We start from the raw sequence: 26093 nt of genomic DNA on the forward strand, positions 1-26093 counted from the left end.
TGTCATGACACAGAAAGACGAAAACTATCTTTTACAGGAAATCTGCCGAAACTCCGGTATGGGTGTAGCGGCAATTAACCAGGTGCTCAAAGATGTGTATGATGAAGAGTTTGCGTATGAACTGAATGTACAGGCAGACAAAATGGAACAGTTTGCCCGAAAGGCCGGGATACGTCTGCGGGAAAACGGCAGTGAGCCGTCGGAACCAAAGCCAATTGCCACAGCTATGCTGGTAACTGCAATCCGTATGAAACAGGCATTACAGAACAGAACCGAGGATGTGGCGGATCTCATCGGAAAAGGAAATGAACGTGGTGTAAAGGAACTCAAAAATGCTATTCACAAGTATCGGAATGCTGGGATTTACGCCACAGAGCTGGCAAAGGAAATGGTGGATTTTGAATCAGATAATCTGAGAAAAATGTATACTTACTGCAGATATCCGGAAGAATCATAGCATACGAAAAGTATGCAGAAATTAAGAAGAGGAAGCAGTAGAACCGCTTGAATACAGAATCAGTAAATCAGTGAGAAAGAGAAATGCAGATGGATATAATGAAGAGAGAACAACAGGAAGGAATCCGTATTAATAAGTATCTGAGCGAAGCCGGGATATGTTCCCGGCGCGCGGCAGATCGTGAGATTGAGAACGGAAATGTATGGATCAATGGGCGTCAGGCCGTGAACGGAGACCGGGTGTTGCCGGGGATGAAGGTTATTTTCTGTGGGAAAGAAGTACATCCGGAGACAGAAGAAATTATGATTGCTTTTCATAAGCCGGTGGGCATCGTCTGTACGGCAGAAAAACGGGAAAAACAGAATATTATTGATTTTATCAACTATCCGAAACGAATTTACCCGGTGGGGCGCCTGGATAAAGACTCCGAGGGGCTGATCCTGCTGACGAATCAGGGTGATTTGGTGAATAAAATGATGCGGGCCGGAAATTATCATGAAAAAGAATATGTAGTGACGGTGGATCAGAAGATCACACCGGAGTTTTTGCGGCAGATGTCTGGTGGTCTGTATCTGGAAGAACTGGATGTACATACAAGACCATGCACAGTAACAAAAGTGAATGACCGAACCTTTCGTATTATATTGACCCAGGGGTATAACAGGCAAATTCGCAGAATGTGTGAGACCTGCGGATATCGGGTGACACGTCTGGTTCGTACCAGAGTGATGAATGTTCTGTTGGGGGATCTTGCACCGGGTACTTACCGGGAATTGACTGCAGAGGAGATGCGGAAATTGAAAAAGCTGACTGCACAGTCATACAGTGCACCGAAAGGTCAGCATAAGAGAAGCGAGGGTAAGAGATAGATGGAGCAGAGAATGGAACAGGTGCAGACACAGATTGATGAACTGCGCAGAAAAATCGAATATCACAGCAACCGGTATTATAATATGGATGATCCGGAGATCACAGATTATGAATATGATATGCTGATGCAGCAACTGAAAAAATTAGAAAAGGAGCATCCGGAATTTGTGACACCGGATTCACCGACACAGAAGGTTGGTGGAACGGCAAAGAGAACCGCAGGCGTGCTGGTGCGGCATAATGTACCGATGCTGAGTCTGCAGGATGTGTTTTCCAAAGAGGAAGTCTATGCTTTTGTGGAAGAAATGCAGCAACAGCTGGAGCATCCGGAATTTGTGGTGGAATATAAGATTGACGGGCTTTCCATGGCGCTTCGCTATGAGGATGGGGCATTAAAACTGGCGGTGACCAGAGGAGACGGCATCATCCAGGGAGAAGATGTAACAGCCAATGCGAAAGTAATCCATGATGTAAAGAAAAAGATGAAAGATCCGCTGCCTTATATTGAAATCCGTGGAGAAGTCTATATGAAGAATGCGGATTTTGAAAAAGTAAACGAAACACAGGAGATGCTTGGAAAAAAGACATTTGCAAATCCGCGAAACTGTGCGGCAGGTACGCTGCGTCAGCTGGACAGCAGCATTACAAAACAGCGCAATTTGTCTATGTTTATTTTTAATGTACAGGAAGTCCGTGGCCGGGAGTTCAAAACCCATGTGGAAGGGTATGAATATCTGAAAAAGCAGGGGGTTCCGGTTATTAATGATTATCGGGTCTGTCATACTGCAGATGAGGTCTGGGATGCCATCTGCAAGATTGGTGAGAACAGAGGAAACCTGGCGTATGATATTGATGGTGCGGTCGTAAAGATCAATTCGATTGCAGACCGTGAGATTCTGGGGGCGACATCCAAAGTACCACGTTGGGCGATCGCATACAAATATCCGCCGGAGGAGAAGGAAACAAAACTTCTGGATATCGAACTTTCCGTTGGAAGAACCGGAAGAATTACACCGACAGCGATTTTTGAACCGGTGCGTCTGTGCGGGACATCTGTATCCCGTGCTACTTTGCACAACCAGGATTTTATCAATGATCTGGATATTGGAATCGGAGATACGATCGTGGTATACAAATCTGGTGAGATTATTCCGAAAATCAAGGAAGTACGCAGAGAAAAACGGCCGGAGCACTGGCAGCGTTTTCAGATACCGGATACCTGTCCGGTCTGTGGAGCGAAAACTGTCCGGGAAAAAGACACCGCTGATATCCGTTGTGTATCCCCGGATCGTCCGGCTCAGTTAGAACGGCATATCATCAACTTTGTCGGAAGAGATGCCATGGATATCAAGGGATTTGGAACGGTTTATATCGAGGAACTGGTGCGCAGAGGTTTTCTGCAGGATATCGCAGATATTTATTCATTGAAAAAGCATCGTGAGGAACTGATCGAGCAGGGAATCATTGGGAAAGAAAAGAATACCGATAAATTGTTAGATGCTATTGAAAACAGCAAAAACAATGAACCGTTTCGTCTGCTTACCGGTTTTGGCATCCAAAATGTAGGAAAAGCAGCAGCAAAGTCGATCATGCGCCAATTTGGCAGTATTGAAGCATTGCAGAAAGCCGGAAAAGAAGAATTGCTTGCTGTAAATGATATCGGAGAAGTCAGTGCAGAATGTATTCTAAAATATTTTGCAAGCGAGAAAAATCAGGACATCATTGCACGGCTGCAGCAGGCAGGTGTCAATATGCATATGTCCGAGGCGGAAGAAACCGGAGATACATTAGCAGGCATGACCATTGTTGTAACCGGTACACTGCCAACGCTGGGGCGAAAAGAAGCACAGGAACTGATTGAAAAAAATGGTGGAAAGGCGGCCGGAAGCGTCTCTAAGAAAACAAGTTATGTGCTGGCAGGTGAAAATGCCGGTAGTAAACTGACAAAGGCACAGGATCTTGGTATTCCTGTACTCAGTGAAACTGAATTTTTACAGATGATTCAACCTGAAACTGCATAAAAACAAATGATGTATTAACACGGATTGAAAAGAAAGTAATCAGATGAGGAAGAAGAAACAAAACAGTGATAAAAATCTAAATATGAAAGAATTGTTGTTTACCATGTTTAAGATCGGATGCATCGGATTTGGCGGTGGAACCGCATTGGTTCCGGTGATTGAATCGGAAGTGGTGTATGAAAAGAAGCTGATCGACAAAGATGAGTATACCAAAGATGTGGTAGTGGCAAACATTACACCGGGAGCACTGCCGGTGGAAGTGGCAGCAGGTGTGGGCCGTAAGGTGTGTGGCATACCGGGAATGCTTTTGTCAGCAGTTCTGATGGGACTGCCGGGAACCTTTCTGACGGTGCTGATTCTGATGCTGATCAACAGTTCCGGTGAGCGGATATTGCAACAGATTCTGTTCGCTTCTGTAGGCGTGACTGCGTATATCATTTATATGTTGCTGATGTACGCAAAGGGAACTTTTCGGGAATGTCGGGAAAAAGGAATGGCAAAGAGCGGGACCGTCTTTATGTTCCTGGTGTTTTTGCTGACTTCAGGAAAAGATGTTTTTCAGCTGTTTGGTATCAATCGGACGCCTGTGTTTGATATAGCGACGATTGATGTGCTGTGTGCGGCGTTTTTTATCATCTTTTTTACCGGCGGCAGGTTCCGGTGGAGCAGGATTATCCTTTCAACGGTGATCACAGTGGCATATTGCCTGTGTGTGGGACAGATGCATCTGATCAGCAGTTCAAAGGTGCTGTTTGGGTTGCGCCTTACCATGATCGCGCTGTCAATTTATGGACTGTGCAACGGAATTGAAGGGAAAATTTCTTTTTCCTGGAAGGCATTGAAAAAACTGGTGCAGGAAGAGCTTGGTTGGACATTATTGCTGATGCTTTTGTCTGTACCGGCTCTGCTCTGTTTTGGTAATACACTGCGGTTTGCTGTCCGTGGCCTGATCTCAGCGGTTCTTTCTTTTGGCGGCGGCGATGCCTATTTGGCGGTAGCGAATGGGATGTTTGTGAATACCGGCATGATCAGTCATGATGAATTTTATTTTCAGATTGCTTCAGTGGCAAATGGACTGCCGGGTTCTATTTTGTGCAAGATTCTTGCTGGAGTGGGATACATACTTGGTTGTCAGGATGGCGGCGTCTGGTGCGGGATTTTTGTGGCATTGTGTGGATTCGCCTGTAGCATTGCCGCTTCCGGTGGTACATTTTCCGCCGTGGTATATATTTATGAACAGTTTGAAAATCTGCGGATTTTTCAGGTTTTGCAGACGTATATGCGTCCGATTGTAGCTGGTTTGCTTTTATCTGTCAGTACTTCCATGCTGTATCAGAATGTGAATCTTGCAGGATGGTATGGCTGGCCGAAAGCCGGAATGGCATTATTGACAATAGGTGTGATTTTATTGAATGTTTTCTGGCGCAGACGTGGCGTGGTACGTCCGTTGCAGAGTGTGCTGTTTTCCGCGGCTGCTTCTCTGGCCATGTGTAATGTGTTTGCATCAATCCCGTAAAAAATAAGTTTTCAAATGGAAAATAATTTGGTATACTAATAAATAATATCTAAAAATGAATTTTAAATAGGAGGTTTTTCCATGGCTGAAGATAGAAAAGGATTAAAAATCAAAGAAGACGGACTTGGTGAAGTGCAGATAGCAGAAGAAGTCATCACGATCATCGCAGGTCTTGCTGCCACTGAGGTAGAGGGTGTATGCTCTATGGGCGGAAATATCACAAAAGAGCTGGTAAGCCGTCTTGGAATGAAGAACCTGTCCAAAGGTGTCCGTGTGGAAGTAACAGAGGAAGGCAAGATTGAAGTATTTGTAACGATTAACATTGCTTACGGTTATGCAATTCCGGCGGTATCCGGCAACGTACAGGAAAAAGTGAAAGCAGCAATTGAGAATATGACAGGGCTTGAGGTATCCGGTGTAAATGTCAGAATCGCAGATGTTGACATGAAGAGTGCAGTCGAGTAGGGCAACCTACTCGATTTGTGAGTAAAGATTTGCCTTTTGGCAGCCGCGGGAACAGATTCCCGATGGAGATAATAGATGGAGGATAACATGAGCCGAAGAGAACAGAGAGAGCAGATTTTTAAAATTCTGTTTGGAGTAGAATTTCACAGTGCGGAGGAACTGGATGAACAGATTGCACTGTACATGGAAGAACTTGGAGAAATTCGTCAGAAAGAAGCTGACTATATTTTAAATAAGGTACACAGCATTGTGGAACATCTGGATGATCTGGATTCCAGTTTAAATGCTGCATCTAAAAATTGGAAGACAACCCGTATGGCAAAAGCAGAGCTTTCAATTCTGCGTCTGGCAGCCTACGAGATTAAATATGAAGAAGATATTCCGGTGTCTGTTTCCATTAATGAAGCAGTTGAACTGGCAAAAGCATATGGTTCTGATCAGGGACCGGCATTTGTAAACGGAATTTTATCCGGACTGGCATGAGAAGGAATGTTTATTCTGTCGGACAGGTAAATTCTTATATTCAGAACATGTTTGCACAGGATTTTATGATGGGACATATTGCAGTTCGCGGAGAAATCTCGAACTGCAAATATCACAGTTCCGGGCATATTTATTTCACCCTGAAAGATGAAACCGGTGTACTGAAAGCGGTAATGTTTCGCGGAAGTGTGGACAAAGGTCTTACTTTTCATATGGATGTGGGAGACCGTGTGGTCGTGCTGGGAGAAATCCGCATCTATGAGCGTGACGGACAGTATCAGCTGTATGCACAGCAGGTGACCCGTGATGGTGTTGGAATTCTGTATCAGAAATTTATGGAGCGGAAGAAAGAACTTGAGGAGATGGGAATGTTTGCGCAGGAGTATAAGCGTGACATTCCCCGTTATGCGTCACGAGTCGGTATTGTAACTGCTCCTACGGGAGCTGCGATCCGCGACATTCAGAATATTTCCCATCGAAGGAATCCGTATGTACAATTGTTGCTGTATCCTGCACTTGTGCAGGGTGAAGGAGCAGCCGCATCCATCGTGCAGGGTATTTATGCGATGGAACAGAAAAATGTAGATGTGATCATCGTCGGACGAGGCGGTGGATCAATGGAGGACCTGTGGGCATTTAATGAAGAAATTGTCGCACGGGCTATTTTTGAATGTTCGGTTCCGGTGATATCAGCTGTAGGACATGAAACAGATTACACAATTGCCGATTATGTGGCAGATTTACGTGCACCGACGCCTTCTGCTGCAGCGGAATTGGCGGTTTTTGATTATGAACAGGTGCGGGAACGGCTGGATATGAGTGCACAGAGAATGTTCCACCAGATGAAACAACGGATGGAATTTGCCAGAGGCAGAATCCGGGAGTATCAGCTGCAGTTAAAAGCATTGCATCCAAAAAATCAGCTATTGCAGAAGCGGCAGTATCTGACGGATCTGGAGGAAGAACTGGAACGGCAGATGCAGGAATTTTTGCAGAAAAAACGACATCAGTTGGAAATGTATGCAGCCAAGCTGGATGGATGTTCACCGCTGAAAAAGCTGCAGGGCTCGTATGCTTTTTTGAGCAGGATGGATGGAAGACCGATTCAGTCCGTGATGCAAGTGCAGGTGGATGATACGATCCAGGCACAACTGCTGGACGGAAAGATTACGGCAATAGTCTGTAGAACCGAAGAAAACGGAGTAGTGTAGAGAGATGGAAACAATGGAACCGACGGAATCAAAAGAATCATTAGAAGAACTGTTTGAACAGCTGGGGAATATTCTTGCGGACATGGAAAATCCGGAACTTTCTCTGGAGGATGCATTTATGCTGTATGAACAGGGAATGAAAAAAATACAACGTTGCAATCAGAAGCTGGATACTGTAGAAAAGAAGATGCTTCAGATTACAGAAGACGGGACAGAAGTTCCCTTTGAATAGAGAGGTGCGAATGATGGATATCAACAAAGAAATTGCAGAGCATACCACTCAGGTAGAGGCAATCATAACAAAATATCTGCCGAAAGAGAGCGGATATCAGAAAACAGTTATGGAAGCCATGAATTACAGTTTTCTGGCAGGAGGTAAGCGGCTGCGGCCAATGCTGATGCAGGAGACTTACAGGCTGTTTGGCGGAAGCTCTGATATTATTGAACCATTTATGGCTGCGATTGAGATGATCCATACGTATTCTCTGATTCACGATGATCTTCCGGCGATGGACAATGATGATTATCGTCGTGGAAGAAAAACAACCCATGTGGTTTATGGTGAAGCAATGGGAATCCTTGCAGGAGATGCACTGCTGAATTTTGCCTTTGAGACAGCGTGCAAAGGCCTGATGCAGGATGTCGGTAATCCTGCGGTGGCAAGAGCTGTTCAGATCCTGGCGCAGAAAGCCGGTATCTATGGCATGCTGGGCGGTCAGGTGGTAGATGTGGAATCGGAGGGACAACCGCTGGAGCGGGAAAAACTGGATTTTATCTACGATTTAAAAACAGGTGCACTTATAGAAGCTTCCATGCTGATCGGCGCAGTGCTGGCAGGTGCTTCTGAGAAAGAACAGCAGGCGATTTTGCAGGTGGCAAAAGATGTGGGGCTGGCCTTTCAGATTCAGGATGATATTCTGGATGTGACCAGTGACATGGAGACACTTGGAAAACCTATTGGTAGTGATGAGAAAAATCACAAAACGACTTATGTGACGATCCGTGGGCTTGCACAAGCCCAAAAGGATGTCGAAAAAATATCTGAGCGTGCATTAGAGGGAGTGGCATCGCTTTCAGAGAAAAATGTATTCCTGAATGAATTGATCAGATATTTAATTCACAGAAAAAAATAGGGGATAAAAATGGTACTGGATCGAATCAATCAGGCGAATGATATAAAATATTTAAATGAGGCACAGCTGGAGGAACTGCCGGGAGAAATCCGACAGTTCCTGATCGAACATATTTCAAAAACAGGTGGTCATCTGGCCTCCAATCTTGGTGTGGTGGAACTTACTATGGCGCTGCATCTGGTACTGAATTTTCCAGAGGATAAGCTGATCTGGGATGTAGGACATCAGTCTTATACTCATAAAATCCTGACAGGACGAAAGTGGGAATTTGAGCATTTGCGGCAGCTGGATGGCATAAGCGGTTTTCCGAAACGCTCTGAGAGTGATTGTGATGCTTTTGACACCGGACACAGTTCTACTTCTATCTCAGCAGGTCTTGGATATGCGAGAGCCAGAGATCTTCTGGGAGAGGACTATCATGTGGTATCTGTTATTGGTGATGGTGCATTGACGGGTGGACCGGCTTTTGAAGCTCTGAACAATGCGGCAGAACTTCAGACCAACATGATTATTGTGCTGAATGATAATAAAATGTCTATTTCGGAAAATGTAGGAGGATTATCTCAGCATCTGGCCTCTTTGCGAACTGCGGAAGCATACCAGGAGTTCAAGTCCGGCGTACACAATTCGTTGGAGCGTCTGCCTTACGGAGAACATGTGGTCCGCAGAATCCGAAAGACAAAGAGCAGTTTGAAACAGCTGCTGATTCCGGGCATGATTTTTGAAAATATGGGAATCACTTATCTGGGACCGGTGGATGGACATAATCTGATGGATCTGGTACGGATTCTGCGGGAGGCAAAAAAAGTTAACGGTGCGGTGGTTGTACATGTGCAGACGGAAAAAGGCCGTGGATATCAACCTGCAGAGGAACATCCGGATCGGTTTCATGGTATAGGACCTTTTGATATTCCAAGTGGACAGCCACTGGTGAAAAAGGAAAAACCGAACTATACCGATGTGTTTTCCACGGTTATTACGAAGATTGCGGCAAAGGATGACCGGGTGGTTGCAATCACAGCAGCTATGGCGGACGGTACCGGGCTGAAGCGGTTTCGGGCGGAATATCCGGCGCGCTTTTTTGATGTGGGAATTGCAGAAGGACATGCCGTGACGTTTGCAGCCGGACTGGCAGCAGCCGGAATGCATCCGGTGTTTGCAGTGTACTCTTCTTTCCTGCAGCGCGGATTTGACCAGATCGTTCATGATATTTGTATGCAGAATCTTCCGGTGGTCTTTGCTGTTGACCGGGCAGGTCTGGTGGGCGCAGACGGCGAGACGCATCAGGGTGTGTTTGACCTGTCGTATCTTGGGATGATTCCGAACATGATGGTGCTGGCGCCAAAGAATAAATGGGAATTGGCAGACATGCTGCGGTTTGCATTCCGACAGGAAGGACCGGTTGCGCTGCGTTATCCCCGTGGAACAGCATACGATGGTCTGAAAGAACACCGTGCTCCGATTGTTTACGGACAGAGTGAATGGATCTTCGAAGAACGGCAGATTGCCATCTTTGCGGTGGGAAATATGATGGAAGAAGCGTTGAAAGTACATGAACTTCTGCATGAACGGGGATATGACTGTTCTCTGATCAATGCACGTTTTGTAAAACCGCTGGATTACGATGCTTTGCGCAAAGCAGCCAGCGGACATCTGCTCGTAGTGACCATGGAAGAAAATATCCTGCGGGGCGGTTTCGGCTATGCTGCGGCAGCATTTTTAAGTGCAGCGGATGAAACTGTGAAAGTGTTGCATTTTGGTATTGATGATCAGTTTGTGCAGCATGGGACTGTATCACAGCTGCATGTACGGATTGGCCTGGACGCTGCAAGTATGACAGATAAGATTATTGAAACTTATCAGAAGCTTTAGAATAAAAGGCAAAAAGAATGAAAGAATCATAGAAAGCTGAAACGGGAAAGGAAACTTTCCTGTGAAAAAGAAGGAAATAGATAACAGATATGAAAGAAAGACTGGATATATTACTTGTAAAACGAAATCTTGCACCTTCCAGAGAAAAAGCGAAAGCCATGATCATGGAGGGAAATGTGTTTGTAAACAATCAGCGGGAGGACAAAGCGGGTTCCTCTTTTGATGAGAATGTACCGATTGAGATTCATGGCACTACTTTGAAATATGTCAGCCGTGGTGGTTTGAAACTTGAGAAAGCAATGAATGAGTTTGACCTGAATCTGGACGGTGATATCTGCATGGATATAGGAGCATCTACCGGTGGTTTTACGGACTGTATGCTGCAAAACGGTGCTTCCAAAGTATACTCTGTGGATGTCGGATATGGTCAGTTTGCATGGAAACTGCGTCAGGATCCAAGAGTTGTATGTATGGAAAAGACGAATATCCGTTATGTGACGCCGGAGGATATTGATGATGCACTGGATTTTGCTTCTGTGGATGTATCTTTTATCTCACTGACCAAAATCCTGGAACCGGCACGCAATCTGTTGAAGGATGGCGGGCAGATGGTCTGCCTGATCAAGCCACAGTTTGAAGCAGGGCGCGAAAAGGTAGGAAAAAAAGGTGTTGTGCGTGACAAAGCGGTACATCTGGAAGTCGTGGAACGCATTGTTACATTTGCTCTGGAGCATGGATTTTCTGTACATCATCTGTCTTATTCCCCAATCAAGGGACCAGAGGGAAATATTGAATATCTGGTGCACATTGAAAAGAAGGAAACAGCGGTAAAGGAGGAAGGCGTAGATCCGGTAGCAGTAGTGGAAGCTGCTCATGCAGAGCTTGATAAGTAATATGAAGAAGTTTTTTATTATTACCAATGAACATAAGGATATGAATCTGGCAATGACCAATGCCATTTCGGATTACATTATTGCAAAAGGCGGTACATGCATGCATTATGTCAGCACGAAATCCGGCTGGAGGGAGCGTAATCTGCGGCGTTTTCAGCCATCGGATATCGATGCGGAGTGCATCATTGTGCTTGGAGGTGACGGTACACTGGTACGAGCCGCCAGAGATATGGCAAGCATTGGAATCCCACTGATCGGTGTCAATCTTGGAACACTGGGGTATCTGTGTGAACTGGAACGCAGTACGGTATACGATGCCATTGACCGTTTATTTGAAGATCGTTACGAGCTGGAGACGCGGATGCTGATCAAGGGGAGCAGCCAGAAGGATGGTTCCGGAAAAGCAACATTTGCATTGAATGATATTGTTATCCATAGGACAGGGCTGCCGCAGATAGTTAATCTGATCGTATCTGTGAATGGCGAATATCTGGCCAATTACAGTGCAGATGGTATCATCATTTCCACTCCGACGGGTTCTACCGGATACAGCATGTCTGCGGGAGGTCCGATCGTAGATCCAAAAGCGGATCTGATGTTGATCACACCGATCAATCCACACAGTGCACTGGCGAAGAGCATTGTGGTTGGTTCGGATGCTGTGATTGATGTCACTTTGGCTAAACGTCGGCAGGAAGAAGATGAGGAAGCCGAGGTAAGCTTTGACGGAGATCGTTTCGTGCATATGAAAGTGGGAGACAATATTCGAATTCAGAAAGCGGATGCACATGCAAAAATTTTGAAGTTAAATCAGTTGAGCTTTTTACAGATTCTGCGGAAAAAAATGCAGGAATTTCATTAGGAGGTGCCTAGTTGAAAGCAAAAAGGCATGCGAAGATTCTGGAGATCATTCGCAAATATGATGTAGATACACAGGAGGAGTTGTGTGTACGGCTTAATGAAGCTGGTTATAAAGTAACACAGGCAACCGTATCCCGTGATATCAGGGAGTTAAAATTAACAAAAGTCGCCATCAAAGGTGGAAAACAGAAATACACATCGCTGTATGATGCAGGTACAGATTTGGAGGAGAAATACAGCCGTGTGTTCAAGGATGGGGTGATTTCCCTGGATATGGCGCAGAATATTCTCGTGATAAAGACCGTATCGGGAATGGCCATGGCAGTTGCAGTTGCACTGGATGCCATGGACTGCAATGAAATTGTAGGAAGCATCGCCGGTGACGACACGATCATGTGTGCGGTGCGGACTGTAGAAGATACTGCGGCGCTGATGCAGCGACTGCGGGCATTGCAGAGAGAGTAGAAGGAGTAAATAAAACGAATGTTATTAAATCTGCATGTTAAAAATCTGGCATTGATTGAGGAATCCGAAGTATCCTTCGGTTCAGGTCTGAATATTCTATCCGGTGAAACCGGAGCCGGTAAATCTATAATCATCGGTTCTGTTAATCTTGCGTTGGGCGGAAAAGTATCTCGTTCCATGCTGCGGGAGAATGCAGAATTTGCTCTGGTGGAATTAATCTTTTCCATTGAAAATGAAGCACAGGCAGAGGTACTGCGAGCATTGGATATTTTCCCGGAAAATGGGGAGATTATTATGAGCAGAAAGATTTATGCCAGTGGAAGAAGTGTCAGCCGGATCAATTCGGAGACAGTTTCTGCATCCGTGATGCGTAAAGTGGCTTCTTTGCTGATTGATATTCATGGCCAGCATGAACATGAATCCCTGCTGGCCAAGCGGAATCATATGAAATATCTGGATGATTTTGCAAAACGTGTGCTGGCAGAACGGAAGAAATTACTGACGGAAGTCTATGATGAGTATACTGCCTGCAGAAAGAAACTGGAGGAAGCTTCACTGGATGCCAAACAGCAGGCAAGAGAACTTTCTTTTTTACAGTATGAAATTGATGAAATTGATCAGGCAGATCTGAAACCGGGAGAGGATGAAGCTCTGGAAGCAGACTTCAAAAAGATGTCTCATGGTCGAAAAATCACGGAAGCCATTGCGGAGTGTCAGGAATTGTGTTCCGAAGGAAATGAAAATGCGGCAGATTTGATCGGCAGATCCGTGCGGGCTTTGCATATGGTGGCACAGTTTGACGCATCTATGGAGGCATTATCCGGTCAGTTGGAAGAAGTGGAAAATCTCTTCAGCGATTTTAACAGAGAACTGTCTGGTTATGCATCGGAACTGAACTTTTCAGAAGAAGCGTTTCAGCAGATTGAGGATCGACTCAATCAGATCAATCATCTGAAGGCAAAATATGGCAAAACGATTGAACGGATTCTGGAAGCACGGCAGGAAAAGGAAGAAAAACTGGATCAGTTGCAGCATTATGAAGAATATCGTCAGCAACTACAGGAAAATCTCAGCCAGGCAGAAGCAAAGCTGAATCAACTGTGTCAGGAAGTGACAGAGATTCGCAAGAGTTACGCGAAAGACTTAACAGCACAGACAACAGCGGCATTACAGGATTTAAATTTCCTGGATGTCCGGTTTGAGATGGAATTTTCAAGATTGGATCATTTTACTGCCAATGGATGGGATGAAACACGATTTATGATTTCCACGAATCCAGGCGAACCGCTCAAACCGTTGGATGCAGTAGCTTCCGGCGGTGAGTTGTCCCGCATTATGCTGGCTCTGAAGACGGTTCTGGCAGAACATGATGAAATCGAGACATTGATTTTTGATGAGATTGACAGCGGAATCAGCGGCAGAACAGCACAGATGGTGGCGGAGAAGATTAAGATGACCGGTAAAAACCATCAGATTATCTGTATCACTCATCTGCCACAGATCGCAGCAATGGCAGATCATCATTTTTTAATTGAAAAAACTTCCAGTGCGGACAGTACAATCTCCAATATCAGGCCGTTAGAGAGAGAAGAAAGTATCCAGGAACTTGCCAGGATGCTTGGTGGTGTCAAGATTACAGATACTGTGCTACAAAATGCAAAAGAAATGAAAGAAATGGCAGATGCGGTAAGATAATCCCTGTGTGAAATGGCGGAATATCCATATAATAAAAACAGAAGAAAGAACACTGAATATGACAGATCATGAACAGATAGAAGAAAGATACCTGGTAAAAAAGGTATCTTTTTTATTTGATCGAAAATTTTCTATTTTACGAAAGAAGGGTGTGAAAAAATGATTTTTTTGAGCACTTATCGAAATAAAAGAAGATGGATTGCTGCGGCAGGCATGACCATCTGGCTCATGTCTGCTTATGTGTGGATGTTGGATGAAATCCCAGGAACTGTCTGTGTTTCTGATGGTCAGCCGCTAAATATTACGGAAGGTCTGCCAGTGACCAGTCAGATTCGCAGCACGGACGGAATTGCTGTTTCTGCCGGGATGATGACTGGCGGCAGGTATGAGGTCGAATGCAAGTTGTTTGGTCTGATTCCGGTAAAAGAAGTGACAGTTCATATTGTAGAGGAAACTGAAGTAATACCATGTGGAATCCCTTTTGGTATTTATATTGAAATGGAAGGTATCCTTGTGGTGGAACTATGTGATCTGGAGCAAAATGGCATATCCGTGGAAAGTCCGGCCGAACACATTTTGAAACCCGGGGATTACATCACAGCAGTGAATGGAGCGCAAGTAACAGCCAAAGAAGATTTACAGCGGGCAGTAGCAGAAAGTGGAGGCAGTGTGCTGCAGTTGACAGTGGTGCGTGGTGGAGAAGCCTTTCAATGTAGTGTGACACCGATTTGCACAGATAGCAAAATCTTTCAAATTGGTGTCTGGGTAAGGGATGATCTGGCCGGAATAGGGACTCTGACTTATATTGACGGGGAAGGAACATTCGGTGCATTGGGACATGGAATCACAGATACGGATGTAGAACATCTGATCAGCGTGCTGGATGGCACTGTATATCAGGCAAAGATCCTTAGTGTCATTCGGGGAGAACAGGGAAAACCCGGAGAGTTGGTGGGACAGATTCATTATAATCAGGCAAATCGTCTTGGACAGATTACGAAAAACACAAAAAATGGTATTTTTGGTCAGATTGAAAATCTGCCGGATTCTCTGGCAGATGCCACTTCGATGGAGATTGGTTTCAAGCAGGAGATTGAGAACGGACCGGCACAGATTCTGGCTACGATTGATGATCAGCCGGAGTTATTTGATATCGAGATCATGGATGTGGATCTGAATCCCAGAGAGTCAAATAAGGGCATTCGTTTTCAAGTGACAGATGCGAATCTGATTCGGAAAACCGGTGGGATTATCCAGGGGCTGAGCGGAGCTCCGATTCTGCAAAATGGAAAAGTCATTGGAGCGGTAACCCATGTTTTGGTAAATGATCCCTGCAAAGGATACGGAATTTTTATTGAAACTATGATAGAACAATGAGATGGACATTAGGAAATTCAAGAATGCCATTGGCATTCTTGAATTATATGGGAGTGGATGCGGGATGATATTATTTAAGCAGGATGAGATTGTTCGATTTTTCGCATAACATAGAGGTAGGAAATACCGGTAAATACAGCAGCTGCAATCCAGGCTGCCGGATCGCCAAAGCAAGCCAGACGGAAATTCAGGATTTTCATGGCAAAGATGGAAACGACCAGTCTTGCAAGAAGCTCCGCTACGCCGCCCATCATCGGAAGAAAGCCGTAACCGCATCCCTGCATAGTGTTTCGGAAAATGAAAATCGTGCTCAGCGGGATGAAGAACATGGAGCACATGTATGCATAAGTCTGTGCCCAGGGGAGCATGGCTGACATATCTACATCTCCGGAGAAAAACAGGTGCAATGCCGGTTTTAACAGAGAACACATCAGTGCGGTCACCACAAGAGCATAGACCAGTGCGATGCCAAGTGCTGTTTTTACACCTGCTTTGATCCTTTTGATATCACCGGAACCGAAATTTTGTCCGCTGTATGTTGCCATAGTCTGTCCCATAGCGATCATACCTTGCATAAGAAGACTCTGTAGTTTTCCGGTAGCAGTAAATGCAGCCACTGCCGTAGAACCGAACAGATTGATGGCAGACTGCATAATCATAGTACCGGAAGAGGTGATTGCAAACTGTAATGCCATGGGAATACCGGCTGCCAACTGATTTTTCGTATCTGTGCGTGAGATTTTCCAGTCACTTCTGTATGGCTTCAGCTCCGGAATCTTACACCAGATATAAATGGCACATAAAACAGCGGAAATGGCCTGAGCCAGATTGGTAGCCCAAGCGGCACCTGCCACACCCATGTGCAGCTGAATGATAAAAAACAGATCCAGAAGCACATTCAGGCAGGCGGAAAAGACAAGGAAAAACAAAGGAACTTTACTATTTCCAACTGCCCGTAGAAAGGCTGACAACAGGTTGTAAAAAATGTTAGCAACAATTCCTGCGGTAATGATCATTATGTAGCTATAAGCGTCGGCAAAAATATTATCCGGTGTGTTCATGATCGTTAGGAGCGGTTTCATCAGAAACAAACAGGAACATGTCAGGAATAGCGTAAACAAAACAGACAGCAGGGTACCGTTAGCAACTGCCTGTTTCACGCCATCTGCATCGTGGGCACCATATCGCTGAGAAATCAGAATGGCAAATCCGGCAGTAATACCCTGGGAAAAACCGGTGAGTAAAAACATGATTGTTCCGGTGGAACCGACTGCTGCCAGAGCGTCTGCCCCCACATAACGTCCGACAATGATGGTGTCCACCATATTATATAACTGCTGAAATATATTTCCGATGATAAGCGGAAGTGTAAATTGAAGGATGACCGGAAGCGGTCGCCCTTTTGTCATGTCCAATTGCATATGTTTTCTCCTTAAAAAATGATTGATTTGAAAAGTTCAAACACTATTGTATCGCATTTATTATTTTTTTCAATAGAGAAAATACTTTCATAGGAAAAATCTTTTTCTCAAACTGAGTGATATTTGCTATAATGATATATAACAATGAAAAAAAGATGTGAGGGACGGAAGAATGGGAGAAATAATTACATTTTGCAAAGGCGGTGGATGCACAGCAAAGCTAGGTGCCGGCATTTTAAGTCGTGTGTTGGAACGTCTGCCGAAAGGAAAACAGGATCCCAACCTGCTGATCGGTTATGACAGCAAGGATGACGCAGCAGTGTATCAGGTCAGTGATGATATTGCTATCGTACAGACATTGGATTTTTTTCCACCGATGGTGGAGGATCCATATACATTTGGTAAAATTGCGGCAACCAATGCCCTGAGTGATATCTATGCCATGGGTGGTGAAGTAAAGACAGCCTTGAATATTGTCTGCTTTCCGGAACAGATGGATTTGAATATTCTGGGTGAAATCATGCGCGGCGGATCTGATAAAGTAATTGAGGCAGGAGGCACATTGGCCGGCGGTCACTCTATTAACGATACGGATGTCAAATATGGACTGTCTGTAACCGGTGTAGTGCATCCCAAAAAAATCTATCCGAATAATGGTGGCAGACCAGGGGACAAGCTGATCCTGACCAAAAAACTCGGCGTAGGAATTATATGTACGGCAAACCGTGTGCAGGAAGCTTCGGAGGAGGCAATGCGGGAGGCAATCGCATCTATGACTACCTTAAATAAATATGCGGCAGAAATCTGCAGGAAGTATGAGATACATGCATGTACAGATGTGACGGGATTTAGTTTCCTTGGACATTTGCATGAGATGATGGATGGTACATTAAGCTGCAGAATCGATGGCTCTTCGGTACCGGTGTTCCCGGAGGCACTGGAGGCTGCGGATGAGTTTCTGTTGACAGCAGCCGGACAGAGAAATCGGAATCATGTACAGGATTTTGTGAAGTTTGTGAATGTGCCGTTTGCCATGGAAGAGGTGCTTTATGATCCACAGACTTCCGGTGGACTCCTGGTTGCGGTAAGTGCCGGACATGCGAAGGCATTGTTGCAGGAATTATGTGATGCTGGACTTCCTGCGGCTATTGTCGGGGAAGTAACAGAAAAAGAAACTGCAGAGATTACCGTTGAGATGTAAGAGTTATTGCCTGGGTATAGACTTGCAGAGATGCACAGAAGAATATGTCATGCATTGCATGACATCCAAATCAATATAAAAAAGAAATGTTTTTATACAGGAGGGAAACAGAATGATCAAAGTAGATGCAATGGGCGATACCTGCCCAATTCCGGTTGTAAAAACCAAAAATGCGATCAAAGAGTTAAAGGGTAGCGGTGAGGTACAGACATTGGTTGATAATGAAATTGCTGTGCAGAACCTGACGAAAATGGCAAATCAGAAAGGTTATGGTGTGAAATCTCAGAAACTGGGAGAAGGAAAATATGAAGTCACTATGACTATTTCCGATGGAAATGCTGACGCTATTACCACAACAGGAGATTCCGCAGAAGAAGAGCAGATCGTATGTTATCCGGATGCAAGAAAGAAAAATACGGTTGTAGTATTGGCTTCTGCTACGATGGGTGCCGGGAATGAAGAACTGGGAGAAATACTGATGAAAGGATTTATCTATGCCCTGAGCCAGCAGGAAGAATTACCGGCTACGATTCTCCTGTATAATGGAGGTGCAAAAATTTCCTGCGAAGAATCTCCGTCTCTGGAAGATCTGCGTTCCCTGGAAGCGCAGGGAGTAGAAATTCTGACGTGTGGAACATGCCTGAATCATTATGGGTTGACAGATAAACTGAAAGTAGGAGACGTGACAAATATGTATGTCATTGCAGAAAAAATGACACAAGCAGATTTGATTGTGAAGCCTTGATATGAAAAGAACAAATGAAAAAGAACTCCAACACCGACACGGAAAATTTCCCTACCGTCTTATGTTGGAGTTCTTTTTTTATTTGTTCTATTTTTTATGTCGTATAGCGGATGATTCTGGCGGGATTACCGACGACTACGGCGTTATCCGGAATGTCTTTTGTTACGACGGAACCTGCACCGACTACGACGTTATTTCCGATGTTCACACCCGGAAGGACGATGCAGTTACCGCCGAACCAGACATTGTCACCGATGGTGATGGGCTGGCCGCTTACATAATTTGCTATCCTGGTTTTGGAATCCATTGGATGACTGACGGTGTAGAGACAGGTCTGTGGTCCCATCAGACAGTTATCACCGATGGTGATCGGTGCTGCATCCAGCATGACACACTGGAAATTGGCGAAGAAATTTTTGCCGACATGGATATGAAAACCATAATCGCAGTGAAATGGTGGTTTGATAAAAATATCATCGTCGCAGTCGCCGAATAATTCTTTTAAAAGCGAGAGACGAAGCTGATCTTCATCTTCGGTAGTTGCATTAAATCGGTCGGCAAGTCTGCGGGCGTGCTTTTTTAGTTCGCCGATTTTTGCGTCACTGTTCCAGAACATTTCACCGGCTTCCATTTTTTCAAATTCAGTACGGGTATCTTTTTCCATAGAATCATGTCTCCTTAATGATATACTCCCAGTTCCTTTTAGCATAAAGGACCTGGGAGTATTATTAGTACAAAATTGTAAAATTATTGTGTAGAAGATTTCCGGCGGAAAGCTTCCAGTGGTATTTGTGCGAGGATAACTGCTGCAAAGATTAAGGCACAACCGAACAACTCCCGTCCATTCATGCGCTCATGCAGAATGATCCAGCCTCCCAGCACGGAAAATACAGATTCCAGGCTCATCAGCAGAGATGCAATTGTCGGATTGATACCTTTTTGGCCCACTACCTGAAGTGTATAGCCTGCACCGGAGGAAAGAATTCCGGCATAGAGCAGGGAAATCAGGGCAGCAGGTGCACCAAAGGCGGCAAGTGTGGATGGAATATTAGCAAATGAGTGCTGCATATCAATGAAGAATGCAGGAATCAGAGAGACAATACCTGCTACCAGAAACTGGACACAGGAAAGCTTGATGCCATCCACAAGTGGGGAAAAATGATCCACACACAAGATATGAAAGGAAAATCCAAGGGCACACAGCAGGAGAAGCAGATCCGGCAACTGCAGAGAGAAAGAGCCTTTCATACAAAGCAGATAAAGACCGATCAGTGCCAGCCCAATGCCAATCCAAATGTTCCATCCGCATTTTTTTCCCAAAAACAGACCAATGATTGGTACAATTAAAATGTAACAGGTAGTTAAAAATCCTGCTTTTCCAGCAGTTGCTCCGTAAAAGAGCGCCAGCTGCTGCAGGGTACTTGCAAATCCGAGAACAATACCGCAGGCGATGCCGCCGGTGATCAAAGCTTTTCTGCTCTTAGGAGATGGCGCTTTGTGGTCTGGATTCTTTTTGCTCATAATCAGAAGTACCGGACATAAGACAGCGGCACCCAGTAAAAAACGGATGCCGTTAAATGTATATGGTCCGAATTTGCCGCCTTCGCTCTGTGCGACAAATGCAATTCCCCAGATAAAAGCCGCCAGAACAAGCAAAAATGAGTTGCGTCTTTGCAATGCTTTTTCTTTCATATTCATATAACCCTTTCATCATACATAATCATTCACACACATGTTCCAGACCCTGAGCCATGATGGTTGCCACATGATCGTCTGCCAGGGAGTAGTAGATGGTTTTCCCTTCCCGGCGGAATTTAACCAGTGCGGACTGTTTCAGAATCCGAAGCTGATGCGAGATAGCACTCTGTGTCATGGACAGCGCATCTGCAATGTCCTGCACACACAATTCCTGTTTGGAAAGAACTGATAAAATTCGTATTCTGGTCGGATCTCCAAATACTTTAAATAAATCAGCAAGCTGATATAAAGTGTCATCATAATTGGAATCATCCATATTTGCTATCCCCATTGTATCATATCCTCCAAATCGAAATTCTAGCTGCACTTTGCAGGAAAAATATTGTTCCAAATGTCCGATCGTGTGGCACAACGGTTCCCTGCATAGTACTTCTATTGTAACGTAAAATGAAAAGCAAGTCAAATAATTATCGGGGGTTTCTCTGTACTGCTGAAAGTGATCTGATACAGGATAATGTAATGTATGCATTGCTTCAAGATGTAATCAGATTTCAGCAGCAGGAGAATACCACCGACTATTTTTTATTTAATATAGAGCGCACGGATGGAATTTAATACACAGATCATGGCTACACCAGTATCTGCGAATACAGCCATCCACATATTTGCATGTCCGGTCAGTCCGAGGATCATAACAGCAATTTTGATGACAAGTGCAAATACAACGTTCTGAATTGCAATACGGTTCGTTGCTTTTGAAATGTTGATAGACTGCGGAATGGCCTCTGTGGAAGATGTCATAAATACGACATCAGCCGCTTCAATGGCAGCATCTGCACCGGTTCCCATGGCAGCACCGACATCTGCACCGGCCAGTACAGGAGCGTCATTGATACCATCACCGACAAACATGACAGCACCATATTTATTGCGTATTTTTCCAAGCTCATTTAATTTGCCTTCCGGGAGCAGTTTCGCATGTACTTCGTCAATGCCGGTAGCAGCAGCGACTGCGTCAGCTCCGGACTGAGAATCCCCGGTGAGCATAACGGAATGCAGGCCAAGTGCTTTCAATTTCCGGATAGCAGATACAGCATCGGATTTGATCGTATCAGAGATAACCATATATCCGGCAAACATACCATTTACTGCAAGGAATACCTCGGAACCATAAGAATCAGCTGTCAGTTCCGGCATGATAATGTGATACTTATCCATCAATTTATGGTTTCCGCATAAAACGGAACCATAAGAAGTTTCTGCGATAATACCGTGTCCGGCGATTTCGGAGAGTTTTTCCGGCTCTGCAAAGTGCAGTCCCTTTTCTCTTGCCGCTGCGACGATGCTGACAGCAATCGGGTGTGTGGAATGCTGTTCACATCCGGCACAGAGTGCAAGCAGTTCGTCTTCTGAAAGGGAACCGGAAGATACAGTTTTCTGAAGTTTAAAGTTACCTTCTGTGATTGTTCCGGTTTTATCCATGACAACGGCACCAAGTTTGCTTAAAGATTCCATGGACAGTCCGCCTTTGAACAGGATACCTTTTTTGGAACCGGCACCAATACCTGAGAAGAATGCCAGCGGCACGCTTAATACAAGGGCACAAGGGCAGCTCATTACCAAAAAGGAAATGGCTGTGTAGATCCAGTAATTCCAGTTTCCGCTCACAACAGATGGAAGAATAGCAATGATGACGGCTGCGATTACGACGCAAGGGGTATATACCTTTGCAAATCTTGTGATAAAACGATCAATCTTCGGTTTACTTGCGGCAGCGTTTTCCATGGATTCCAGAATACGGGAAACCATAGATTCGGATAACGGCTTTTCCACACGCATTTTTAACTGGCCGGAGGTGTTGACACAGCCGGATGTGATGGAATCACCCACAGATACACTTACCGGAACCGGTTCACCGGTGATCGGAGAAGTATCCAGCCGGCTTTCACCTTCAATGATCACACCGTCCAGTGGAACTCTGTCACCTGGGCGGATCAACAGGATATCATCTACGTTTGCATCTTCTGCCGGAATGACAGTAATATTCTGATCAGATACGAGATTTACAACTTCCGGACGCATATCAACGGCATCCATAATCTGACCACGGCTGCGTTCCACTGCTTTATCCTCGAAAAATTCACCGATGCGGTAGAAAAGCATAACACCGACAGCTTCTGGAAAATCACGGATTGCAAACGCGGCAAGAGTAGCCACACTCATTAGGAAATTTTCATCAAATACCTGTCCGTGGGAGATGTTTTTGAATGCTTTTACCAGGATTTCTCCACCCAGAATGATATAAGCAATCGCAAAAATAATAAAAGAAGCAAGTGCATTATCAATGGTGTGGTTTAAAATGATACCGATGGCAAAAAGTACGGCACCACTGATGATGCAGGCCAGTTCTTTCTTATCGTCGCCTTCTTCTTCGTGAGAATGACCTTCCGTCTGTTTCTGCTTTTTCTCTTTTTCCAGCGTATCTCTTGGAACAACTTTTACTTCTGACTCGATGGAAGCACAGATTTTCTGAACTTCCGGGAGGTATTTGTCCGGATCAGCGGCGGAGAGGCGCAGTTGTTTTGTAGTATAAGTAATAGTGGCAGCAGTAACACCGGGAAGTTCATTGATCTTATCTTCCATTTTTGCTGCACAATGAGCACAGCCAAGGTTCTGCAAAATATAAACTTTACTGTTCCCACTGTGGACACGTTCTACATGATGTTCATGCTCATGATGGTGATGCTCGTGTCCGCAGCCACATTCATTCTCATGTTCATGATGATGGTGTTTATGATCGTGTTCGTGACATCCGCAGTCACAGTCGTCATCATCGCAGCAATCGTCGTCATCGTCATCACAGCAACCACAGTCGCAGTGGTCGTCATGATGGTGGTGATGTTCATGCTCATGCTCATGTTCACAGCAGTCATCGTCATGGTCATGAGCACAGCAATCGCAGGTGCAGGCCTCTTTTTCGTGCTGATGTTCCAATTTATGTTCGTCTTCCAATTTATGCATAGGGAAATCCTCCTGTCTATATTGATGAATATATGATTAATTATTCATATGAATATTAAAACATATGAACGTCTACTTGTCAACAGTATATTTTATTTATACAACGAAAAAATTGCAATCTGCGTCTTACTGTGATAGCATATTATATATAAACACGAAATGAAATTTATAGACAATAGTCGACAAAAAATAAGATTTCCTGTGTTTATAATACATTTGTTCGCAAAATATAAATCACTAGGAGGTAAATATGAGTAAGCTGAATGTCGGAATTGCAGATGATAATGAATTAATGGTACATCTGTTGTCAGATATTGTGGCACGAGATGAAGAATTACAGGTGGTAGGAACCGCATGTAATGGTGAGGAAGCGTACAAAATGATAAAAACAAAGGAGCCGGATGTCGTTCTATTAGATATTGTGATGCCGAAATTAGATGGCTTAGGTGTGATCGACAAAGTTAAAAAAGATAAAACGTTAAAGAAATTTCCGACATTTATCATGATCAGTGCAATCGGTCAGGAGCGTGTGACGGAGGATGCCTTCAAACTTGGCGCGGACTATTACATAATGAAGCCTTTTGACAGAGATATGATCGTAAATCGGATAAAAATGGTCCGACATCATGAAAATAGAAAGTCTTTTCATATGCGTCGGATTAATCCGGGAGAAAATCCGGAGCAACTGCAGAAAAGTCTGGAAAGTCGTGTCACGGATATCATCCACGAAATCGGTGTACCGGCACATATCAAAGGATATCAATATTTGAGGGATGCGATTATTATGTCTGTAAATGATATAGAAATGTTAAATTCAATTACAAAAATTCTGTACCCTACGATTGCCAAAAAGTATCAGACAACGGCAAGCCGTGTGGAGCGTGCCATCAGACATGCGATTGAAGTGTCATGGAACCGTGGAAAAATGGATACCATTGATGCTTTATTCGGTTATACCATCAATAATGGCAAGGGTAAACCTACTAATTCAGAGTTTATCGCACTGATAGCAGACAAAATCCGTCTGGAAAATAGTTAACGTTAAAAAAGATAAAAAGCAGGAAAAGAAACTGAGAAAAGCAGTTGGTGAGGCTCGGCAAATGTGCTATAATATTTTACAAATATACTACCTACAATAAGGATTGGGGGAACAGGATGAAAAAAATATTATTTGCATCATCGGAAGCAGTACCGTTTATTAAAACAGGCGGACTGGCCGATGTCGTTGGTTCTTTGCCGAAATATTTTCCAAAGAATGAATATGATGTACGTGTTGTGGTTCCGAAGTACATGTGCATGGACCGTAAATACACAGAAGAGATGAAACTTGTGACTGAATGTCAGGTGCAGTTAAACTGGCGTACCCAGTATGCAGGTGTTTATGAACGGAAAGAAGATGGTGTCACATTTTATTTCATTGACAATGAGTATTATTTTGCGGGACCGGCACCTTATGGACAGATTTATCAGGATGCGGAGAAATTTGCTTATTTTTCAAAAGCTGTCCTGACTATTTTGCCGGAAATCGGATTCCAGCCGGATATTATTCATTGTCATGATTGGCAGACAGGTCTGATTCCGGTATTTCTGGAAGCTCAGTTCCGGCAGAATGAGTTCTATCGCTATATGCGTACGGTATACACTATTCATAATATGAAATTCCAGGGACGCTGGTATGTGGATGCAATTCGAGATGTGACCGGATTGGACAGTTCCTATTTTACGATAGACAAGCTGGAAAGCTATGGAAATGCGAATCTTCTGAAAGGCGGTATCGTATATGCGGACCATATCACGACCGTCAGTGAGACATACGCGAAAGAGATTCAGTCCACCGAAGGTGGCGAAGGGCTGGATGGTCTGATGCGTGCAAAATCGTTTGCACTGTCCGGAATTATCAATGGTCTGGATTATAATGTGTTTGATCCGAAGAAAGATCCGGCCATTGCAAAAAAACTGACGGGTGATGTTTCCTCTTATAAAAAAGCAAATAAGCAGGCATTACAGAAGGAGACTGGCCTGGAAGAAGATACGGATAAGTTCCTGCTTGGAATGGTATCCCGTCTGACCGATCAGAAAGGATTTGATCTTGTAGATTATATGATGGATGAAATCCTTGGCGATGAGCGGATTCAGATCGTAGTTCTTGGGACAGGAGAACAGCGTTATGAAGATATGTTCCGGTATTTTGCACAGAAATATCCGGGGCGTGTGTCTGCGAATATCTGTTATTCTGAGGAGTTTGCACACCGTATCTATGCAGGCTGTGATGCATTTCTGATGCCGTCCTTGTTTGAACCATGCGGACTGAGTCAGCTGATGAGTATGCGTTACGGAACTGTACCGATGGTTCGTGAAACCGGTGGCCTGAAGGATACGGTAGAAGCATATAATGAGTTTGAACATACCGGAACAGGATTCAGTTTTCATAATTATAATGCACATGAGATGCTTTATATGATTCGTTACGCTTGCAAGATTTATTTTGGCTATCCGGAAGAATGGGAAGGTATCATTCACCGAGGCATGGCGATGGATTATTCCTGGGCGGCATCTGCCAGCAAATATGCAGAGATCTACGAAGGACTCTATGCACGCAGTGAAAAAGATCGTGCACAGGAGCTGGAATGGCAAAAAGAACTGGAAGAGCGGGAACAGAAACGTCTGGAAGCAGAATTGAGGGTCAAA

23 protein-coding genes and 1 pseudogene are annotated in these 26093 nt (G+C 44.5%); 19 read left to right on the plus strand and 5 right to left on the minus strand.

What is annotated here, in order from left to right:
• The first annotated feature begins 4 nt into the window (after window positions 1-4).
• The 15 genes from ACIRUQ_RS04565 (at window position 5) to spoIVB (ending at window position 15319) form a co-directional block, all read left to right on the plus strand.
• Complete coding sequence (locus ACIRUQ_RS04565) at window positions 5-457, plus strand: hypothetical protein (RefSeq protein ID WP_021739780.1); 453 nt, start codon at window positions 5-7, stop codon at window positions 455-457.
• Between the two features lie 89 nt (window positions 458-546).
• Window positions 547-1326, plus strand: a complete 780-nt coding sequence (locus tag ACIRUQ_RS04570; RefSeq protein WP_055288857.1) for a pseudouridine synthase — start codon at window positions 547-549, stop codon at window positions 1324-1326.
• Window positions 1327-3348, plus strand: a complete 2022-nt coding sequence (gene ligA, locus ACIRUQ_RS04575) for an NAD-dependent DNA ligase LigA (protein WP_404856533.1) — start codon at window positions 1327-1329, stop codon at window positions 3346-3348.
• Between the two features lie 43 nt (window positions 3349-3391).
• Window positions 3392-4864: a chromate transporter gene (locus ACIRUQ_RS04580; RefSeq protein ID WP_021739783.1), complete on the plus strand. Its 1473-nt coding sequence runs from the start codon at window positions 3392-3394 to the stop codon at window positions 4862-4864.
• Between the two features lie 81 nt (window positions 4865-4945).
• Window positions 4946-5329, plus strand: coding sequence for an Asp23/Gls24 family envelope stress response protein (locus ACIRUQ_RS04585; protein ID WP_021739784.1), 384 nt, complete (start codon window positions 4946-4948; stop codon window positions 5327-5329).
• Between the two features lie 87 nt (window positions 5330-5416).
• The gene (gene nusB, locus ACIRUQ_RS04590) at window positions 5417-5812 is read left to right on the plus strand and encodes a transcription antitermination factor NusB (RefSeq protein WP_022036410.1); all 396 of its coding nucleotides are present in this window, start codon (window positions 5417-5419) and stop codon (window positions 5810-5812) included.
• Window positions 5809-7023, plus strand: coding sequence for an exodeoxyribonuclease VII large subunit (gene xseA / locus ACIRUQ_RS04595; protein ID WP_021739786.1), 1215 nt, complete (start codon window positions 5809-5811; stop codon window positions 7021-7023). The genes nusB and xseA overlap by 4 nt, the downstream gene beginning before the upstream one ends.
• Before the next feature lie 4 nt (window positions 7024-7027).
• Entirely contained in the window at window positions 7028-7255 is a 228-nt protein-coding gene (gene xseB / locus ACIRUQ_RS04600; protein WP_021739787.1) for an exodeoxyribonuclease VII small subunit, read from the plus strand.
• A 13-nt stretch (window positions 7256-7268) separates the two neighbouring features.
• The gene (locus tag ACIRUQ_RS04605) at window positions 7269-8156 is read left to right on the plus strand and encodes a polyprenyl synthetase family protein (protein WP_055288855.1); all 888 of its coding nucleotides are present in this window, start codon (window positions 7269-7271) and stop codon (window positions 8154-8156) included.
• A 9-nt stretch (window positions 8157-8165) separates the two neighbouring features.
• Window positions 8166-10028 (plus strand): 1-deoxy-D-xylulose-5-phosphate synthase, encoded by a 1863-nt coding sequence (dxs, locus tag ACIRUQ_RS04610; RefSeq protein ID WP_055288852.1) that lies wholly within the window; start codon window positions 8166-8168, stop codon window positions 10026-10028.
• Between the two features lie 89 nt (window positions 10029-10117).
• Complete coding sequence (locus ACIRUQ_RS04615; protein ID WP_021739790.1) at window positions 10118-10921, plus strand: TlyA family RNA methyltransferase; 804 nt, start codon at window positions 10118-10120, stop codon at window positions 10919-10921.
• Window position 10922: 1 nt separating this feature from the next.
• Entirely contained in the window at window positions 10923-11783 is an 861-nt protein-coding gene (locus ACIRUQ_RS04620; protein WP_044964072.1) for an NAD(+)/NADH kinase, read from the plus strand.
• A gap of 11 nt (window positions 11784-11794) precedes the next feature.
• Entirely contained in the window at window positions 11795-12247 is a 453-nt protein-coding gene (argR, locus tag ACIRUQ_RS04625) for an arginine repressor (protein WP_021739792.1), read from the plus strand.
• A gap of 18 nt (window positions 12248-12265) precedes the next feature.
• On the plus strand, window positions 12266-13942 hold the full coding sequence (gene recN, locus ACIRUQ_RS04630; protein WP_055288849.1) for a DNA repair protein RecN: 1677 nt from the start codon (window positions 12266-12268) through the stop codon (window positions 13940-13942).
• Window positions 13943-14101: 159 nt separating this feature from the next.
• Window positions 14102-15319: a SpoIVB peptidase gene (gene spoIVB, locus ACIRUQ_RS04635; RefSeq protein WP_021739795.1), complete on the plus strand. Its 1218-nt coding sequence runs from the start codon at window positions 14102-14104 to the stop codon at window positions 15317-15319.
• Between the two features lie 74 nt (window positions 15320-15393).
• Here spoIVB and ACIRUQ_RS04640 read toward each other — a convergent pair whose 3' ends face one another.
• Window positions 15394-16740: an MATE family efflux transporter gene (locus ACIRUQ_RS04640; protein ID WP_021739796.1), complete on the minus strand. Its 1347-nt coding sequence runs from the start codon at window positions 16738-16740 to the stop codon at window positions 15394-15396.
• Between the two features lie 172 nt (window positions 16741-16912).
• On the opposite strand from ACIRUQ_RS04640, the gene selD reads away from it, so the two are divergent.
• Window positions 16913-17941: a selenide, water dikinase SelD gene (selD, locus tag ACIRUQ_RS04645; protein WP_055288847.1), complete on the plus strand. Its 1029-nt coding sequence runs from the start codon at window positions 16913-16915 to the stop codon at window positions 17939-17941.
• A gap of 112 nt (window positions 17942-18053) precedes the next feature.
• A complete protein-coding gene (gene yedF / locus ACIRUQ_RS04650; protein WP_055288845.1) occupies window positions 18054-18686 on the plus strand; it encodes a sulfurtransferase-like selenium metabolism protein YedF in 633 nt (210 codons plus the stop codon).
• Window positions 18687-18780: 94 nt separating this feature from the next.
• Here the strand turns inward: yedF and ACIRUQ_RS04655 are convergent, their stop codons facing one another.
• The 4 genes from ACIRUQ_RS04655 to ACIRUQ_RS04670 form a co-directional block, all read right to left on the minus strand.
• Window positions 18781-19350: a sugar O-acetyltransferase gene (locus ACIRUQ_RS04655; protein WP_022036419.1), complete on the minus strand. Its 570-nt coding sequence runs from the start codon at window positions 19348-19350 to the stop codon at window positions 18781-18783.
• 83 nt (window positions 19351-19433) lie between these two features.
• A complete protein-coding gene (locus tag ACIRUQ_RS04660) occupies window positions 19434-20384 on the minus strand; it encodes a DMT family transporter (RefSeq protein ID WP_022036420.1) in 951 nt (316 codons plus the stop codon).
• Between the two features lie 22 nt (window positions 20385-20406).
• Window positions 20407-20715: a metalloregulator ArsR/SmtB family transcription factor gene (locus ACIRUQ_RS04665; protein WP_022036421.1), complete on the minus strand. Its 309-nt coding sequence runs from the start codon at window positions 20713-20715 to the stop codon at window positions 20407-20409.
• 251 nt (window positions 20716-20966) lie between these two features.
• Window positions 20967-23405, minus strand: a complete 2439-nt coding sequence (locus ACIRUQ_RS04670; RefSeq protein ID WP_082432644.1) for a heavy metal translocating P-type ATPase — start codon at window positions 23403-23405, stop codon at window positions 20967-20969.
• Window positions 23406-23655: 250 nt separating this feature from the next.
• Here ACIRUQ_RS04670 and spo0A point away from each other — a divergent pair, with 250 nt between their 5' ends.
• Window positions 23656-24444: a sporulation transcription factor Spo0A gene (gene spo0A, locus ACIRUQ_RS04675; RefSeq protein ID WP_021739804.1), complete on the plus strand. Its 789-nt coding sequence runs from the start codon at window positions 23656-23658 to the stop codon at window positions 24442-24444.
• A gap of 116 nt (window positions 24445-24560) precedes the next feature.
• Window positions 24561-25994 (plus strand): annotated as a pseudogene (gene glgA, locus ACIRUQ_RS04680) (glycogen synthase GlgA); the annotation flags it as partial.
• Between the last annotated feature and the right edge of the window lie 99 nt (window positions 25995-26093).

The sequence above is a fragment of the Eubacterium ramulus genome, assembly GCF_045002895.1.
Classification (GTDB): Bacteria; Bacillota; Clostridia; order Lachnospirales; family Lachnospiraceae; genus Eubacterium_I; species Eubacterium_I ramulus.